Origin of the sequence: Variovorax sp. R-27 (assembly GCF_049913215.1) — a bacterium.
GTDB lineage: Bacteria > Pseudomonadota > Gammaproteobacteria > Burkholderiales > Burkholderiaceae_C > Variovorax.
Map to the genome: position 1 here is coordinate 2,137,813 of NZ_CP183984.1, position 15,185 is coordinate 2,152,997.

Here is a 15,185-nt window from a genome sequence, read left to right on the forward strand (position 1 = left end):
GCTTTTTTGTGCTCATCGAAAGGAGCAAACATGGCAACACCACCCAGCAGAGACAGCATCTCCGGCAGCGGGGCAACGCCCAGCAATGCCCAGGCTCGCGCCGGCTTCGGCGCGCTGTGGGACTACCTCACCGGATTGCTGGGGCTGACAGGCACTGCGTCCGACGCTCGCGCGGCTCTGGGTCTCGGAACAGCCGGCGCGACGAACGAGCGCAACCTGGTAGACAACCGAACCTTCGTCATCAACCAGCGAGTCAAGGCGGGCACCGTAGTGCTGGCTGCTGGCGAATATGGGCATGACCGATGGAAGGCAGGGGCGTCGGGCTGCACCTATACATTCGCGGCCTCCGGCAACGACTTCGTTGTCACGATCACAGCCGGCTCGCTTCTCCAGATCATCGATGCAGACGACATCGAAGGCGGCAGCTACTGCATGTCGTGGTTTGGTACTGCGCAAGGGAAGATCGCGGGCGGCTCATACGCAGTGTCGGGCGTGACCGCCACCGGTGTTACGGCCAACGCGGCCATGACCATCGAATTCAATACCGGCACGCTCTCGCGCGTGCAGGTGGAGGTCGGCACAAGTTCCACCACTTTCCAGCGGCGTCTGCGCAGCTATGAGTTGTTGCGTTGCCAGCGCCGGCGTGAAAGTGGTGCGGGGGAATTGCAGGCCTACAACAGTGCCGGCAATGGCACCGCTGTCCGGATTCCCTTCAAGGTGGCGAAGGCCTCCGGCACGCTGAGCGTGACCTACACGGTCGGAGCCAACACCAACTGCAACACCTATGACGCCCGAGGGGCTACCCCCGACGGCCTGACCTGGTTCGCTACGCCGATCGCGACCGGGACTCTTGCCTGGATCGGCACCTGGACAGTTTCCTGCGAGCCCTGAACATCATGTACACCAACCACCCCAACCATATCGAGCGCGAAGACGGCGTTTGCTTCGCGCGCAACGAGGTCAATGTCGAGTACCGCGAATACCTTGCCTGGGTCGCGGCCGGAAACACGCCAGATGAGGCGCCTTCGCCTTCGCTGGAGCAGCGCGCATTGATGCTGCTGGCCGGGGTTGACGAGCATCTGAATGCCGCGGCCAGGGCGAAGGGCTACGACAGCATCATCACAGCCTCGCTGCGCGCTGCTCTGCCCGCGAGCCCGTTTCACGCCGAGGGTGTTGCGTTCGGAACCTGGATGGACGCGGTCTATGCCAAGTGCTACGAGGTGCTGGCCCAGGTGAAGGCCGATGAAATCGCGGAGCCTACGACCGACGAGTTGCTGGCCATGCTGCCCGCACTGCAGTTGCCGACGTGAAGAACCAAGCACCACTAGACCCGCTTCGGCGGGTTTTCTTTTTTCTGGAGAGGACGGCATGAAAAAAGACCTGAGTGACATCGTGATCAACGATCCGACGGCAACAGACTTCGGCGAACTCAGTGGACGCGTTGGCAACCTCGAAGAAGGCTTCGACACGTTCAAGGCCGAACTGGCCGACAACACGGCAGCGACGAAGCGAATCGAGGCGAACACCTCGGACTTGGTGGAGGCGTTTGCGAACCTGAAGGGCGCCTTCAAGGTGCTCAACTGGATCGGCAAGTTCGCGCGACCGCTTGGTTACATCGCAGGCGCCGTCGCCGCGGTCGTCAGCCTCTACACCGCCTTCAAGGCCGGGACGACCGTTAAATGAGTACTAAGACCAAACTGATCAGCACCATCGTCGTCGCTGGCGCAACCCTCGTTGCCGGTAGTCCGTACCTGATGGGATTCCTGCAGAAGTGGGAGAGCGGCAAGGCTCGCGTGCTCGTGGTGTACGCCGACAGGTTGGCCGGGGGCTTGCCCACCGTCTGCAACGGCCTGACCAAACACGTCACCTCGACGCCGATCATCGTGGGCGAACGCTGGAGCGAGGAAAAGTGCGAGGCCGAAGAGCGCGCCGCGGTCGTCGATGTGCAGCAGCGCCTGGCGCCGTGCTTCAGGCGGGCTCCGTCGCAGACAGTCTTCGACATGGCGACCTCGCATGCCTGGAACCTCGGGCCGGCCGCGACCTGCAGCAGCGGGGCTATGGCGGCATGGAACCGTGGGCAATGGGCTGTGGGCTGCCAGCGTTTGGCGCGCGGAGACGATGGCACGCTGGTCTGGTCGTACACCTGCAGGACGGTGAGCGGGCAGCGGCAATGCACCTTCGTGCAGGGCCTAGCCAATCGAAGGGCCGACGAGGCTCAGACCTGCAGCGGGAGCCTCTGATGCTGCCCGACCTCAAAACGCCGTTGCTCTGGGCCCTTGGCCTGGGGCTCGTTGCGGCGCTGGCCACCGCCGGCATCGAGCGCACGCGCGCCGCTGGTGCGCGCGCAGATCTGGCCTCAGAGAAGGCGGACCGTGCGAAGGAAAACACCGCGCGTGCACTGGCAGCACTGGTCGATCTGCAGCGCGTTGTGGCGCTGATGGCCAGTCATGCCAAGACCCAACAGGAGAACGTCAATGCTTTCGAGAAACGCCTCAAGGTGCTGGATGATCGCCGCCGCACTGTTGTTGCTGAGCGCGACCGGCTGCGCCAGCAATACGCCGCATTCGCCGCCCGTGATCGGGACCAAGCCGCAACCGACCCCGCTGCCTGCCAGCGTGTTGCAGATCGATCCGCAGTCCTCGCAGCCATGGCTGTACGAAGTCGAGAGCTTCTTGAAGGAGGCCGACTCGTTGTTGAAAGGCGAGACAACGAAGTGCAGCTTCTGCTCGACACCGTGAAGAACGACCGAGCGTTGCTCGCGCCGCCGTAGGGCGGCCATCACTGGAGCCGAACTATCCCCCCAGCCTTCGGGCTGGGGGCTTTTTTCATTGGTGTATCAGTTGAGCAGGTCGCGCATAGCGCGGAGCGGCGCCGTCACCTTCCAGCTGTGCGAGGCATGGAGGGCGTCGATGGTTGCCTGCAGCTGCTGCCGCCGCTCCTCGGCATCACGTTGCCGCGCCTCAGCATCGCGCGCCAGGGTGAACGCCACTGCCTGCTCTCTTGCGCGAGTTACAAGTTCCGCGGCGAGCACCTGCTCGGTCTGTGAGAGTGCCGCCTGCAGCTCGACGATCCGAACCTCGGCCGGCACCGGTTCCTCATACGCTGGCGGGTTGCGGACATAGCGATCAAGGAAGACTTCCAGCTGCGATTCATGGAACGCGCCCACGATCACGGGGTAGTCGAACTTCACGATGTGCTCGTGCATCACGAAGTAGGAGTTCGCGGGGGAATGCAGATCGCGCGCGCCTCGCTTGCCAAGGGCATACAGGACGGGGAACTTCGCGCGGAGCCCGTCGAAGAAGTCTGGCACGCTCATCCGCTGGAAGGCATTGAGACACCAGTGGTTGAGTTCGAGCGTGACGACCGGGCGGTCGCGGACCAGCGTCTCGGCCAAGCCGTCCAACACGTGAAGCTCGTAGCCCTCGACGTCGATCTTGACGAAATCGACCTTGGTGCCAGGGAGTGCCGCCTTCAAGTACTCATCGCCGTGGACGATCTTGATCGACTCCATGGCATGACCTTCTAGGGGCTTGTCGGAAACAAAGCCGCCCGACCGGTTCGTGGGGCTGAATACGATGGAAAGGTCTGCCGCCTCCGCGCCGAGCCCCGCGTTGACCAGAACGACGTTGGCCGCGCCCGCGTTTTCGACGTTGGATTGCAGCAGGGCATATGTGCTTGGCGATGGCTCAAAGCAAATGGTCTTGCTGGCGAGCTGAGACAGCAGGAGTGCAGTGCAGCCAATGTTGGCGCCGATGTCGAGTGCAACGTCGTTCGGCCTCACGAGCGTGTGAAACAGCTCCACGGTCGCCGGTTCGAAAGTTCCGTTGAGATTGCCCAGGTATTCGTCGTCTGACGTGACCTGAAAGGTCCGATCGCCGATGCGCACGGGCATGCTGCGCTTTGTCCTCTGATCCATCGTGCCCTCTTATCAATTTGTTTCGGGGCACTCTACTCCACCCTCTCGCAGCCCTCGGGCGCAAAGGGACAATGGAGCGCCTCGGCGCGCCAGCGGCGTGAATGGGTACTTGCCGAGTGGTTTCCCTCGACACCGAGGCGCGAAGCCGCCCGTTCGTAAATAGATACCGTCGTAATGCCAGCGGCAGGTCGCTCGGTTCGCACCCGGTCGGGGTGGTGTCGAGGAGGTTCATACTGCGGCCTTCGGCGGTTGGAGGTGAATATGGCGACTCAACAGGACAGGTATCAGACGTTCAGGGCTTGGACGGAAGCCTCGGATGAACTGGAGCGCGCGATCTTTCCGGCGTCGGGTGGAGAGGAGCCCGATATGCGGGTGAAAGAGGCGCTGCTTGCCGAAGCGGAAAGAACGAAGGCGGCATTCAGAGCTGCTTTCGACTCATAGGCTGACTTGATGGCCAAGCCCATCCGCACCGCCGAGCAACTGCACGAGATGTTGTAGAGCGCATCGAGGCGCTTCCGGACGTAGCAGGCCAAATCACGGACGTGCACCGCCGCAGCGTGAGCAGCGAGACGCTCCGTTCGAAGATCGCAGGGGACGCAATGAACAAAAGGCTTGACCATTTCCCTGTCACAACGCCCTATCGGGACTTCATCATCACACCCGCTCTTTCAAACGTTGGCGGAACGTTCGTCGTGCATGGTTGCAGCATCTGCAGCCTCGATGGTGGTGAAATCTTTCGAGTCGAAGTCCACCAGGTATGTCCAGATATGAAGACCGCGCACGCGGTCGCGACGAAAGCTGGAATACGTCGGATCGATGAGTTATTAGGCCCGGCGGACTGACATTTCAAGGGATTTCGGTGCCTTGGGCGTTATGTGAGGTAGCGCAGAACGTTGGCCCAGGACGTGCCACCATTGCTGCATGACAAAGGCTCCCACCGGGCCGAGCAAGCCCATTCAACAGGCCTTTGCGGCTTGGGTAACTGCTGTCCAAGCCGTACTGCAGGACATCGAGAGAATTGCAAAGGGTGGGCAGTCACCGCGCCTGTTTCGATGGTCTGGTGGGCGTAGCTAAGCCCGGTTTCTATAGCGGCGGCCCTGTGCGGAAGCTCCAAAGGAGCAGATCTTCTCCATTGCCGACGAACTCGCGAACGTCTTGGTTCGGAGATATTCAAACCAGAAGCGGAAGTAGCGTGTGCCGGTTCGCTTCCGGCCCCGGGCACTTCGTGGCAGGCATGAAAAAGCCCGCACGAGGCGGGCAAGGGTAGCCCTAAGGAGGGAGGAGGAAGAAAACAGCGGGCTACCGGAGTGAATTCTATTGTATTAATTTCGGGCCAGGGCCACATCCTTGGTGCCCTCGCCGCATTTTGGTGCAAAGCAGGTTTCACTCACTTCTCACACGAATCGAGGCCCTGAATCCGAAACCCGCATGGATAAAGGCCTCGCGGGCGATTCTTCGAGGGTTCAAATCCCCTCAGCTTCACCGAAGGCGATCCCCGCTGAGACGTTCCCTGCGTTATCAGGCTCCGGGACTCAGTAGCACTGAAACAAAACACCCTGCTCCGCAGGCGCCTTGCCAAGCCAGCGCGGCGTCTTGCTTCGCGCGTCGCAATAGTCCGAGGCTTGAACGTAGGTCACGGCACGCAGTACGCCTTCGCGAACTTGCGTCACCTCGTTGGGTGGGGTCGAGCAGCCGGTGAGGACCAGGGCAAGCGGAAGCAGTGTGCGCCAATTCATCGGGGCATTCTAAGTAAGACCACCGGGATCGTTCGAGCTTCGCCCACGGTCGGGATAGAGATACTTGAAGTACTTACCGGACTGGCCGAACAATTGCCGCGCCAGTTGCACCGGATCTTCGCCCTTGTGCTTTTCGTAGAGCACGGGCCCCCAGATGATGAAGCCGTCGATGCTGAGGCTCCTCGGGGAAGGCTCGATGGCCTTCCATGCATGCGCAAACTTCGAGATCCAGGCCAGCGCTTCCTTGAGCGCATGATTGGGCGGGGTGGTTGTTTCCTCGGGCAGAGACATGGCGGCATCCTTTGTTAAAAGACTGTACAAATATACAGTAGACTATGCCCATGAAGACATCGTTTTTTCCACCCATCCGAATTTCTCCTTGACGGGTAAACCGTCCCCCGCTGGTCAACCTGTGCGGGGGCCTTGATGCATGCCAAGCAGATAGGCTTTCAAGCCCAGCCTCACAGCTGGGCTTTTTTTATGCGCGGTTCGCGAGGCCCTGTGCAAGCCCGCTTTTTTTCGCCGGAACGCGGGGCTATAGTCGGCCAGCACTGTCACATTGCAGTCACTGCAGTTTCCAGCTGCCTGCCCAGATCCCGATAAGGACGCCCGTGCCGGATTCCCTGACTTCCGAGTTGACCAGCTATTACGACACGGTGCCCTATGACTCGCATCCGTTTCCACAGTCAGCGATGGAGCATCTGGAAGCCTTAGCATTTCTCTTCGGGCTCGATGCTCCGCCTCCCGCGAAGGCCCGTGTGCTGGAGCTCGGCTGCGCGGCCGGCGGCAACCTGATTCCCTTCGCGGCACGCCACCCCGAGGCGCGTGCAATCGGCATCGATCTGTCGCCGGTGCAGGTGGCGCAAGGTGCGGCGGCCATCGGGCGCGCCGGGCTGTCGAACATCGAGCTCAAGGCCTTCAACCTTGCGGACATCGACGCTTCGTTCGGCCAGTTCGACTACATCGTCTGCCACGGCGTCTACAGCTGGGTGCCAGGTCCGGTGCAGGACGCGATCCTGCGCATCTGCTCCGAAAATCTCGCGCCCACCGGCGTGGCCTACGTGAGCTACAACGTGTACCCGGGCTGGAAGGCGCGCGAGATCGTGCGCGACGCGATGATCCTGCGCGGCGGTCCGCGCGACACGCCGGAAGAAAAACTGTCTTACGCACGCGGCATGCTCGACTTTCTCGAGCAGTCGGCCCGTGCCGACAGCGTGCTCAAGAAGACGCTCGAAGAGGCGATGCCGATCGTGCGCAACGCCAACAGCTCGTACCTGCTGCACGAGTTTCTCGAGCCCTGCAATGCGCCGTGCTATTTCAAGGAGTTCGTGGCGCGAGCGGATGCCCACGGCCTTGCCTACCTGTGCGACGCGGAGCCATCGACGATGTTCGTGCAGAACTACGGCGACAAGGTGCGCGATCCGCTGCTGCGCGAATGCGGTGGCAGCCAGATCATGATGGAGCAGTACCTCGATTTCCTGGTCAACCGCACCTTCCGCCAGACCCTTCTGGTCAAGCAGACGCAAGCGGCGCACATTCGCTACAAGCTGGACCCCGCGCGCATCCGCTCGCTCGAATTCGCCGGCATCTTCAGGGCCGACGACGGTGGGGCGCTCACGCTCGATGCCCGCGAGCAGCCCTGCAGCGCAATGCGAGGCCTGAAGGTCACGCTGCGGTTGCCCGTGCACAAGGCGGTGGCGCAGTTGCTCGACACGCGTTATCCGGCATCGATCTCTGCGTCGGCCCTCATCGAGGCCGCCTCCGGGCTCACGGGTCAGCCGCAGGCCGCCATCGAATCTGCCGCGATGGCGATGCTCGAGGAGCTGCTGATCCTCGGCGCCCTGCGCATCCGGCGCACGCCGGTGTCTGCGGCCGACGTGGTCTCCGGTTTGCCGCAAGCGCTGCCCGCGGTGAGAGGCGCTTCGGGTCTTGTGTCGGGCGTCGACGCCACCGCCAACACCTGCAATCAGTGGCACGAGCCCGTGGTGTTGACGCTGCTCGAACAAAGCCTGCTGCCGCTGCTCGACGGCACGCACTCGCACGACGCGCTGGCCGAGCACCTCGAAGCGGAGGTTCGAAGCGATCGCCTGCGCTTCGTCAAGGACGACAAGCCGCTGACCGATCCGTCGGCAGTCAGGGAATTCGCCCGCCAGCAAGTCTCGCTGGCGCTCGACGGCCTGCGCCGCAAGGCGCTGCTCACGGGCTGACCCGTACGTACATCACCGTTTTTCTTCAACACACTCAAAGAGGAGATACCTGCATGCAACAAATTCACTGGACCCCGAAGCTGCGCGCTGCCGTGGTGGCGGTGCTCGCGCTGGCGGCCGCCGGCGCGTCGAATGCCGCATCGGTGGCGCCCGTCGCGGCCGAGCACGGCATGGTCGTGAGCGCGCAGCACCTGGCGAGCAAGGTCGGCGTCGACGTGCTCAAGCGCGGCGGCAATGCCGTCGACGCGGCCGTGGCCGTGGGCTACGCACTGGCGGTGGTGTACCCCGCGGCCGGCAACCTCGGCGGCGGCGGTTTCATGACCGTGCAGCTGGCCGACGGCCGCAAGACCTTCCTCGACTTCCGCGAGAAGGCCCCGCTGGCCGCCACGGCCAACATGTACCTCGACAAGGATGGCAACGTCATCAAGGGCCTGAGCACCAATGGCCACCTCGCCGTGGGCGTGCCCGGTTCCGTCTCGGGCATGGAATACGCGCGCGAGAAGTACGGCACCATGAAGCGCGCCGACCTCATCGCCCCCTCGATCCAGCTGGCCGACAAGGGCTTCGCGCTGGAGCAGGGTGACATCGACATGCTGTGGACCTCCACCGCCGATTTCCAGAAAGACCCGGTCTCCGGTGCGATCTTCCTGAACAAGGGGCAGCCCTTCCAGGTCGGCCAGAAGCTGGTGCAGAAAGACCTGGCGAAGACGCTGAGGGAAATCAGCGCGAAGGGCCCCGACGGCTTCTACAAGGGCTGGGTCGGCAACGCCATCGTGGCGTCGAGCCAGGCCGGCAAGGGCATCATCACCCAGGCCGACCTCGATCAGTACAAGACGCGCGAACTCGCGCCCGTCGAGTGCGACTACCGCGGCTACCGCGTGGTGTCGGCGCCGCCTCCCAGCTCGGGCGGCGTGATCATCTGCGAGATGCTCAACATCCTCGAGGGCTATCCGCTCAAGGACCTGGGCTTCCGCTCGGCCCAGTCGGTGCACTACCAGATCGAAGCCATGCGCCACGCCTACGTGGACCGCAACAGCTACCTGGGCGACCCCGACTTCGTGAAGAACCCGCTCGACCGCCTGCTTGACAAGGGCTACGCCGAGAAGATCCGCGCCGTCATCGATCCGAAGAAGGCCGGCGTCTCCAAGGACATCAAGCCCGGTGTCGCGCCGCATGAAGGCAGCAACACCACCCACTATTCGATCACCGACCAGTGGGGCAATGCCGTCTCCGTGACCTACACGCTGAACGACTGGTTCGGCGCCAAGGTCACGGCCGCCAAGACGGGCGTGCTGCTGAACAACGAAATGGACGACTTCACCTCGAAGATCGGCGTGCCCAACATGTACGGCCTGGTGCAGGGCGAGGCCAACGCCATCGCCCCGGGCAAGCGTCCGCTGAGCTCGATGAGCCCGACCATCGTGTCGAAGGACGGCAAGCCGGTGTTCGTGGTCGGCACACCCGGCGGCAGCCGCATCATCACGGCGGTGCTGCACACGATCCTGAACGTGGTCGACTACGGCATGAACGTGCAGGAAGCGGTGGACGCTCCGCGCTTCCACCAGCAATGGCTGCCCGACGTCACCAACGTCGAGACCTTCGCGCTGAGCCCCGACACGCGCAAGATCCTGACCGACATGGGCCACAACCTGGGTGTGCCGCAGCCGGCCAACCACCTCGCGGCCATCATCGTCGGCGCGCCGTCGCTGGGCGGCAAGCCGGTCGGCAACAACCGCTTCTACGGTGCCAACGATCCGCGCCGCAACACGGGCCTGGCGGCAGGCTACTGATCCTGCGGCAAACTAGAAGGCGGTCGTGCCCTTGTCGGCGCGGCCGCTTTTTTCATTTTTCATGCACCTGCAAGACATCCTCTATACCCAGGGCTTCGGCACGCGGCGCGTGTGCGCGGGCCTCGTCCAGCAAGGCCACGTGACCATCGAGGGCCAGGCGGTGACCGACCCATTCGCCGATCTCGACCCCGAGGGCCTTCACTACACAGTCCAGGGCACCGCGTGGGCGTACCACGAGAAGGCCTACCTGATGCTGCACAAGCCGGCCGGCACCGAGTGCTCGCAGAAGCCCTCGACCTATCCGAGCATCTATACGCTGCTGCCGTCGCCGCTGCGCCTGCGCCCCAACAAGGGCGCGGTGCAAGGCGTGCAGGCCATCGGCCGGCTCGACCAGGACACCACCGGCCTGCTGCTGCTGACCGACGACGGCCAGTTCATCCACAAGATGGGCTCCCCCAAGCACCACGTGCCCAAGGTCTACGAGGTAACGGCCAAGCATCCGGTGGACGAGGCGCAGATCGCCAAGCTGCTGGCCGGCGTGGTGCTCGACGACGACCCGAAGCCCGTGCGCGCCGCCGCCTGCGAGTCCGACAGCCCGCTGCACCTGCGGCTCACGCTCACCGAGGGCAAGTACCACCAGGTCAAGCGCATGCTGGCCGCGGTCGGAAACCGGGTCGAGGGGCTGCATCGCTCGCGCATCGGCGACCTGACGCTGCCCGACGACCTTGCGCCGGGGCAGTGGCGCTGGCTGACCGCCGACCAGGTTGCCGCCCTGCGCGCGCCGGCCAAACCGGCCAAACCGCCGAAATAAGCGGAACAAAGCGCCCCCTGACGGTCAGCCAGTCCTAAGGCTCGACCGTTAATCTCGCCAAGCTCTCTCCCGGAACCTTCCCTTGCGACTCCCTGCTCGACCGAACGGCCGCATCGCGGCTTTCCTGTTTTCCTGTCTGACGGCCATGGCGGCATTCCCCGCCGCCGCCGCCGCCGCGCCGGCCGAACTTCCCCCGATCTTCGTGCTCAACTCGCTGGACGCCAGCGTGAGCGTGATCAATCCCGTCGACTGGACGGAAAAACAGCGCATTGCCACCGGCAAGGAGCCGCACCACATCTACATGACGCCGGACGAAAAGTCGGTCATCGTGGCCAATTCGGCGGGCGATTCGCTGACTTTCCTGAACCCCCGCACGGCGGAAGTGCAGCGCGTGGTCTACGGCATCATCGATCCGTACCAGCTGCAGTTCTCGCGCGACATGAAGTGGTTCGTCACGGCCGGCAACCGCCTGAACCACGTCGACATCTACCGCTGGGACGGCAAAGACCTGAAGCTGGCCAAGCGCATCGCCAGCGGCAAGACGCCCAGCCACATCTGGATCGACAACACCAGCACCATCGCCTACGTGACGATGCAGGACAGCGACGAGATGATCGCCGTCGACCTGCCCACGCAAACAGTCAAGTGGCGCGTTGCCACCGGCACCATGCCTGCCGACATCTTCGGCGTGCACAACGACAAGACCCTGCTGGTGGGCCTGACCGGCAGCGACGGCGTGCAGGTGTTCGACGTGGCCGGCGCCGAGCCCAAGCTGGTCGGCAAGATCCCCACCGGCAAGGGCGCCCACGCCTTCCGCTCGGCCGGCGACGGCAAGAGCGTGTTCGTGAGCAACCGCGTGGCCAACACCATCAGCCGCATCGACCTGGCGACGCTGAAGGTCATCGCGACCTATCCTGTGCCCGGCGGTCCCGACTGCATGGACCTGTCGGCCGACGGCAAGACCCTGTACGTGACCTCGCGCTGGATCAAGAAGCTCAGCGTGGTCGACCTGGCCAGCAACAAGGTCGTGCGGCAGGTGAATGTCGGCCGTTCGCCGCATGGCGTCTGGACGCTCGATCATGCCAAGCGCATCTAGCCGCATCGGCGCGGCCCTCGCGCTGTCGCTGGCCGGAGTCGTGGCTCCCGTCGCCTGGGGGGCGACACCGGGCGCCACCTGCGAAAAGCCCGTCTACCTGACCTTCGACACCGGCCACATGGGCGTCGCTCCGCTGGTGGCCGACGTGCTCAAGCGGCAGGACGTGCGCGTCACCTTCTTCGCCGCCGCCGAGCGCACCCAGACCGACGGCGACAGCCTCGACGACCACTGGGCGCCCTGGTGGAAGGCGAGGGCGGCCGAAGGCAACGAGTTCGGATCGCACACCTACGACCATGCGTACTGGCGCGCCGACGTCAAGGGCACGCCGCCGAGCTTCCGCATCAAGCCCTCGGCCGGCCCGCAGGACGGCAAGGAATCGACCTGGAGCGCGGCCGAGTACTGCGCCAACATCCGCAAGTCGTCCGACCGGCTGGCCGCCATCACCGGCAAGAAGCCGCTGCCGCTGTACCGCGCGCCGGGCGGCAAGACCTCGCCCGCGCTGCTGGCCGCCGCCGAAGGCTGTGGCTACAAGTACGTCGGCTGGGCGCCCGCCGGCTTCCTCGGCGACGAGTTGCCGAGCGAGAAGTTCAGCAACGCCAAACTGCTGACGCAGGCGCTCGACACCATTCGCCCCGGCGACATCCTGCTCGCGCACCTGGGTATCTGGTCGCGCAAGGACCCATGGGCTCCGGCCAACCTGGAGCCGCTGATCGTCGGGCTCAAGGCCAAGGGCTTCTGCTTCCAGACACTGCGCCAGCACCCGGACTTCCGCGCCTGGATTGCATCTCACCCCTGAACGAGTTTTCGCCGTGATCGATTGGCTGACAGACGCTTTTTCCGCCATGCAGGGCTGGTTCTTCGAGGCCGCCGTGCAGCCGCTGGTCTACGCCGTCGGCCTCGGCGGCTGGACCGAAGACGCCTTCGACGCCACCGGCTGGCTGCTGGTCGGCGTCATCCAGATCCTGGTGCTGCTGGCGATCATCGGACCGCTGCAGCGTTGGCGATCGGTGGAGCCGGTGGTCGACCGCCACGCGATCCGTATCGACATGCTCTACACGCTGATTCACCGGCTCGGCCTGTTCCGGCTGGCGATCTTCTTCACGCTGCAGCCCTTCTTCGACGATGCGATGGGCAGCCTGCGCACGGCGGGGTGGGGCACCTTCCACCTCGACGAAGTGTGGCCCGGCGTGACCGACGTGCCGGTGGTCGCCTTCGCCATCTATCTCGTGGTGCTCGACTTCGTCGGCTACTGGATCCACCGCGGCCAGCACCAGTTCAACTGGTGGTGGGGCCTGCACTCGCTGCACCACTCGCAGCGCCAGATGACGATGTGGAGCGACGACCGCAACCACCTGCTCGACGACATCGTCCACGACACGCTGATCGTCATCGTGGCGCAGCTGATCGGCGTCGCGCCGGGGCAGTTCATTGCCTTCGTCGCCTTCACGCAGCTCAGCGAAAGCCTGCAGCACGCCAACCTGCGGCTGAGCTTCGGCGCCATCGGCGAGCGGCTGTGGATCAGCCCGCGTTTCCACCGGCTGCACCACAGCATCGGGCTGGGGCACGAATCGAACGGCAGGAGCACGCTCGGCGGCCACAACTTCGGCGTGCTGCTGCCTTGGTGGGACATGCTGTTTCGCACCGCCAACTTCGAGGACCGCTACGACCCGACCGGCATCCGCGACCAGGTCGAACCCAGCGCCGATGGCCGCGTGCGCGAATACGGGCGCGGTTTCTGGGCCCAGCAGTGGCTCGGCCTGAAGCGAATGGTCGGTCGCGGTTGAGGGGCTCCGGCCCCTGAACGGCTCGTCCGAGGCGTTATCCTCGCTGCTCAATGCGCCTGCTCCTCGACTCCTTCTGGCGCGCGGTCGCCTACTGCATGCTGCCGCGCGTGATCGTGCTGTCGCTGCTTCCTTTGGGGTTGATGGTGCTGCTGGCCGCGGGGCTCGGTTATTTCTACTGGGACTCCGCAGTGACCTGGACACGCGGCGCGCTCGATGCCTGGCCGCTGCTGTCGAGCTTCTGGGCGTGGATTGGCCGTCTTTTCTCGGGTGACGTCACTTTCGCGCTGGCGTCCCTGGTCGTGGTGTTCGCCGCCACGCCGCTGATCGTGGTGGTCTGCCTGCTGATCGTGGCCGGCTTCATGGCGCCTGCGCTGACCAGGCTCGTGGGCGAGCGGCGTTTTCCCTCGCTCGAGCAGAAAAAGGGCGCTTCGTTCTTCGGCAGCGTCGCGCGTTCGCTCGGCGTCACCATCCTGGCGCTGATCGCCCTCGTGGTGTCGATGCCGCTGTGGCTCATTCCGCCGCTGGTGCTGATCTTGCCGCCGCTGATCTGGGGCTGGCTCACCTACCGCGTGATGAGCTTCGATGCGCTGGCCGAGCACGCCAGCCCCGAGGAGCGCGCCGCGCTGCTGCGCGCGCACCGGCTGCCGCTGCTGTGCATCGGCGTGCTGTGCGGCTACCTGGGCGCGGCGCCCAGCATCGTCTGGGCATCGGGCCTGCTGTTCGCCGCCGCCTTCTTCGTGCTGGTGCCGATCGCCATCTGGATCTACACACTGGTCTTCGCCTTTTCGGCGCTCTGGTTCGCTCACTACTGCCTTGACGCGCTCGCGCGGCTGCGTGCCCAGCGCGCTGTGGCCGAGGCATCGGCCGCCAACGGCACAACACCGGCGCTCGAAGCCGAAGAGGCTAGCAAGGCCGCTCTTTCCCAATGGGGTTCACCATGACACGCGCATTCGGTCTCATCGTCGTCGGCGACGAGATCCTTTCCGGCAAGCGGGCCGACAAGCACATGGCCAAGGTCATCGAGCTGCTCGCCGCGCGCGGCCTGCAGCTGAGCTGGGCCGAATACGTGGGCGACGAGCCCGCGCGCATCACGGCTGCGCTGGCGCGCGCCTTCGCCTCGGGCGACATCGTCTTCTCGACCGGTGGCATCGGCGCCACGCCCGACGACCACACCCGCCAGTGCGCCGCCAAGGCGCTGGGCGTGCCGCTGGCGCTGCACCCCGAGGCCGAGCTGCTGATCCGCGAGCGCATGCAGGACACCGCGCGTGAGCAGGGCGTGCCCTACGAGCCCGACCGGTCCGACAACGTGCACCGGCTCAACATGGGCGTGTTTCCGCAGGGCGCCGCGCTCATCTACAACCCGTATAACAAGATCCCCGGCTTCAGCGTCGGCGACGTGCACTTCGTGCCGGGCTTCCCCGTCATGGCCTGGCCGATGATCGAGTCCGTGCTCGACGGCCGTTACGCCGAACTGTTTACCCGCAATGCCGTCGCCGAGAAGTCGGTGATCGTTTTCGGTGCCATGGAAGCCACGCTGACGCCGCTCATGCAGGCCATCGAGGCCACCCACGCCGGCATCAAGGTGTTCAGCCTGCCGAGCGTCGATCACCCCGAATACGGCCGCCACATCGAGCTGGGCGTCAAGGGTGACCCCGGCCGGCTCGATGCCGCCTATGTCCAGCTGATCGAAGGGTTGCACACCTTTGATGCCAAGCTTGGTCCAGAATTGGTGCGTTAATACTGAACGCACCATTTTGGTGAAATTCCGCCTTCATTTGGGGTTTGCGGCGGCCACTAAAGCCTCATCGAGTGAGGTGACAATGGCACAGAAACTGCATCCCTCGT

Annotated in this window: 17 protein-coding genes; 13 read left to right on the forward strand and 4 right to left on the reverse strand. The window is 64.5% G+C overall.

All coding sequences use genetic code 11. From position 1 onward, the window contains the following. Nucleotides 1-30: 30 nt before the first annotated feature. Genes ACN9MV_RS09795 through ACN9MV_RS09815 form a run of 5 tightly spaced genes read left to right on the forward strand, consistent with a single transcriptional unit; the run spans nucleotide 31 to nucleotide 2,770 of the window. Nucleotides 31-891, forward strand: a complete 861-nt coding sequence (locus ACN9MV_RS09795; RefSeq protein ID WP_426391975.1) for a hypothetical protein — start codon at nucleotides 31-33, stop codon at nucleotides 889-891. Nucleotides 892-896: 5 nt separating this feature from the next. Beyond that, a complete protein-coding gene (locus tag ACN9MV_RS09800; RefSeq protein WP_426391976.1) occupies nucleotides 897-1,310 on the forward strand; it encodes a hypothetical protein in 414 nt (137 codons plus the stop codon). Nucleotides 1,311-1,368: 58 nt separating this feature from the next. After that, on the forward strand, nucleotides 1,369-1,683 hold the full coding sequence (locus tag ACN9MV_RS09805) for a hypothetical protein (RefSeq protein ID WP_426391977.1): 315 nt from the start codon (nucleotides 1,369-1,371) through the stop codon (nucleotides 1,681-1,683). Further along, nucleotides 1,680-2,240 carry a lysozyme gene (locus tag ACN9MV_RS09810; RefSeq protein WP_426391979.1) on the forward strand — a complete coding sequence of 187 codons (561 nt, stop codon included), beginning with the start codon at nucleotides 1,680-1,682 and terminating at the stop codon, nucleotides 2,238-2,240. Before ACN9MV_RS09805 ends, ACN9MV_RS09810 begins: the two co-directional genes overlap by 4 nt. After that, on the forward strand, nucleotides 2,240-2,770 hold the full coding sequence (locus ACN9MV_RS09815) for a hypothetical protein (protein WP_426391981.1): 531 nt from the start codon (nucleotides 2,240-2,242) through the stop codon (nucleotides 2,768-2,770). Before ACN9MV_RS09810 ends, ACN9MV_RS09815 begins: the two co-directional genes overlap by 1 nt. A 66-nt stretch (nucleotides 2,771-2,836) precedes the next feature. Here ACN9MV_RS09815 and ACN9MV_RS09820 read toward each other — a convergent pair whose 3' ends face one another. The 4 genes from ACN9MV_RS09820 to ACN9MV_RS09835 all read right to left on the reverse strand — a co-directional run bounded on the left by ACN9MV_RS09820 (nucleotide 2,837) and on the right by ACN9MV_RS09835 (nucleotide 5,943). Continuing rightward, nucleotides 2,837-3,892 carry an FkbM family methyltransferase gene (locus tag ACN9MV_RS09820; protein ID WP_426391982.1) on the reverse strand — a complete coding sequence of 352 codons (1,056 nt, stop codon included), beginning with the start codon at nucleotides 3,890-3,892 and terminating at the stop codon, nucleotides 2,837-2,839. 308 nt (nucleotides 3,893-4,200) lie between these two features. After that, on the reverse strand, nucleotides 4,201-4,536 hold the full coding sequence (locus ACN9MV_RS09825) for a hypothetical protein (RefSeq protein ID WP_426391983.1): 336 nt from the start codon (nucleotides 4,534-4,536) through the stop codon (nucleotides 4,201-4,203). Nucleotides 4,537-5,448: 912 nt separating this feature from the next. After that, nucleotides 5,449-5,652 (reverse strand): hypothetical protein, encoded by a 204-nt coding sequence (locus ACN9MV_RS09830; protein WP_426391984.1) that lies wholly within the window; start codon nucleotides 5,650-5,652, stop codon nucleotides 5,449-5,451. Nucleotides 5,653-5,661: 9 nt separating this feature from the next. After that, complete coding sequence (locus ACN9MV_RS09835; protein ID WP_426391986.1) at nucleotides 5,662-5,943, reverse strand: hypothetical protein; 282 nt, start codon at nucleotides 5,941-5,943, stop codon at nucleotides 5,662-5,664. A gap of 320 nt (nucleotides 5,944-6,263) precedes the next feature. Here ACN9MV_RS09835 and ACN9MV_RS09840 point away from each other — a divergent pair, with 320 nt between their 5' ends. The 8 genes from ACN9MV_RS09840 to ACN9MV_RS09875 all read left to right on the forward strand — a co-directional run bounded on the left by ACN9MV_RS09840 (nucleotide 6,264) and on the right by ACN9MV_RS09875 (nucleotide 15,078). Then, complete coding sequence (locus ACN9MV_RS09840; protein ID WP_426391987.1) at nucleotides 6,264-7,859, forward strand: methyltransferase regulatory domain-containing protein; 1,596 nt, start codon at nucleotides 6,264-6,266, stop codon at nucleotides 7,857-7,859. Nucleotides 7,860-7,912: 53 nt separating this feature from the next. Then, entirely contained in the window at nucleotides 7,913-9,649 is a 1,737-nt protein-coding gene (gene ggt / locus ACN9MV_RS09845; RefSeq protein WP_093050172.1) for a gamma-glutamyltransferase, read from the forward strand. 61 nt (nucleotides 9,650-9,710) lie between these two features. Further along, nucleotides 9,711-10,460, forward strand: a complete 750-nt coding sequence (locus ACN9MV_RS09850; RefSeq protein WP_426391989.1) for a pseudouridine synthase — start codon at nucleotides 9,711-9,713, stop codon at nucleotides 10,458-10,460. Between the two features lie 82 nt (nucleotides 10,461-10,542). Continuing rightward, entirely contained in the window at nucleotides 10,543-11,556 is a 1,014-nt protein-coding gene (locus ACN9MV_RS09855) for a YncE family protein (RefSeq protein ID WP_426391991.1), read from the forward strand. Continuing rightward, nucleotides 11,540-12,352 (forward strand): polysaccharide deacetylase family protein, encoded by an 813-nt coding sequence (locus ACN9MV_RS09860; protein ID WP_097199677.1) that lies wholly within the window; start codon nucleotides 11,540-11,542, stop codon nucleotides 12,350-12,352. Before ACN9MV_RS09855 ends, ACN9MV_RS09860 begins: the two co-directional genes overlap by 17 nt. Nucleotides 12,353-12,365: 13 nt before the next feature. Continuing rightward, nucleotides 12,366-13,340 carry a sterol desaturase family protein gene (locus ACN9MV_RS09865; protein ID WP_093180052.1) on the forward strand — a complete coding sequence of 325 codons (975 nt, stop codon included), beginning with the start codon at nucleotides 12,366-12,368 and terminating at the stop codon, nucleotides 13,338-13,340. 50 nt (nucleotides 13,341-13,390) lie between these two features. Further along, the gene (locus tag ACN9MV_RS09870) at nucleotides 13,391-14,281 is read left to right on the forward strand and encodes an EI24 domain-containing protein (protein ID WP_426391993.1); all 891 of its coding nucleotides are present in this window, start codon (nucleotides 13,391-13,393) and stop codon (nucleotides 14,279-14,281) included. Further along, a complete protein-coding gene (locus ACN9MV_RS09875) occupies nucleotides 14,278-15,078 on the forward strand; it encodes a competence/damage-inducible protein A (protein ID WP_176928704.1) in 801 nt (266 codons plus the stop codon). Before ACN9MV_RS09870 ends, ACN9MV_RS09875 begins: the two co-directional genes overlap by 4 nt. The last annotated feature ends 107 nt before the right edge of the window (nucleotides 15,079-15,185 follow it).